This window comes from Saccharomonospora halophila 8 (genome assembly GCF_000383775.1).
In the GTDB taxonomy this organism is placed as follows: domain Bacteria; phylum Actinomycetota; class Actinomycetes; order Mycobacteriales; family Pseudonocardiaceae; genus Saccharomonospora; species Saccharomonospora halophila.
Map to the genome: position 1 here is coordinate 20,553 of NZ_KB912567.1, position 1,582 is coordinate 22,134.

1 protein-coding gene is annotated in these 1,582 nt (G+C 71.3%); it reads left to right on the plus strand.

The genetic code is table 11. The features are described from left to right. Nucleotides 1–106: 106 nt before the first annotated feature. Nucleotides 107–1,579 (plus strand): peptidoglycan D,D-transpeptidase FtsI family protein, encoded by a 1,473-nt coding sequence (locus tag SACHA_RS0116030; protein WP_019811360.1) that lies wholly within the window; start codon nucleotides 107–109, stop codon nucleotides 1,577–1,579. Nucleotides 1,580–1,582: the final 3 nt, after the last annotated feature.

A 1,582-nucleotide genomic window follows, 5' to 3' on the forward strand; every position in this document is an offset into this window, starting at 1 on the left:
CACCGGGACCCGCACCCGCGTCGGGCGACGGAGCTCCCGCGGACCACGGGCCGCCGCCGGGCCCGTCCGGCCCGGCGGGCCACAGCCCTGAAAGGGGGAATCGGACGTGAACACCCCCCTGCGCAAGGTCGGCGTCGCCATGCTGGCGATGGTGACGCTGCTGCTGGCCAACGCGACGTACGTCCAGGTGGTCGAGGCCGACGACTACCGCACCGACGGGCGGAACAGCCGCGTGCTCTACGACGAGTACTCCCGCGAACGCGGCAAGATCGTCTCGGAGGACGCGGGACAGGTGCTGGCCGGGGTCGAGGCCACCGACGACGCGACGTTCCAGTACCGGCGCACCTACGCCAACGGCCCGATGTACGCCCCGGTGACCGGATACTACTCGATCAGCTACGGCACGTCGGGCCTGGAGAGCGCCTACGACGAGTTCCTCAACGGTTCCGATCCGCGGCTGTTCGTCCGCAGGCTCTCCGACCTGATCACCGGGAGCGACACCCGCGGCGGGAACGTCCGGGTCACCATCGATCCCGCCGTGCAGGAGGCCGCCTACCAGGCGATGACCGACCGCGGCTACACCGGCTCCGTCGTGGCGCTCGACCCGAAGACCGGGGACATCCTCGCGATGGTGTCCACGCCCTCGTACGACCCGAACGAACTCGCCTCGCACAGCTCCGAGAAACAGCAGGAGGCCTGGCAGCGCTACACCGACGACCCGGACAGACCGATGGCGAACCGGGCGATCCGGGAAACGTACCCGCCGGGTTCCACGTTCAAGCTGGTCACCACGGCCGCGGCGCTGGAGAACGGTGCTGGGCCGGACACCGAGGTCACCCGGAAACCCGAGGTGAAACTGCCCGGTACCAGTGCCACGCTGGAGAACTTCAACGGGAGCACCTGCCCCGGTGGCACGCTCGCGGACGCGCTGGCGCACTCCTGCAACACCGCCTTCGCCGAGCTCGCGGCCGAACTCGGCGGGGAGAAGCTGCGGGAGACCGCCGCGGACTTCGGCATCGGGATGTCGGACCTGCGGGTGCCCATGCCGGTCGCGCAGTCGCAGCTCGGTGACCTGGAAAGCGACGCCGCGCTGTACCAGAGCGGGATCGGCCAGCGCAGCGTCCGGCTCACCCCGCTGCAGGACGCCCTGCTGGCCGCGACGGTCGCCAACGACGGGGTCGCGATGAAACCCCGTCTGGTGAGCGAACTCACCGCCCCGGACCTGTCGCACATCGAGTCGTTCGCACCGCAGGAACTGACCGGCGACGCGGCGATGTCGGCGGCGAATGCGGGCGTGCTGCGGGACATGATGATCGCGTCGGAGCGCAACACCGGCGGGGGCGGCAAGGACCCCGCCCTGAAGATCGCCTCGAAGACGGGCACCGCCGAACACGGCACCGACCCGAAGTCCACACCCCCGCACGCCTGGTACAGCGCCTTCGCCCCGTACGACAACCCGGAGATCGCGGTGGCCGTCCTCGCCGAGTCCGGTGGTGACCGGGGCCTCGCCGCGACCGGCGGGTCGGTCGCCGCGGAGGTCGGCAGGGCCACCGTGGCGGCCGCCCTCGGGGGGGGGTGAGCG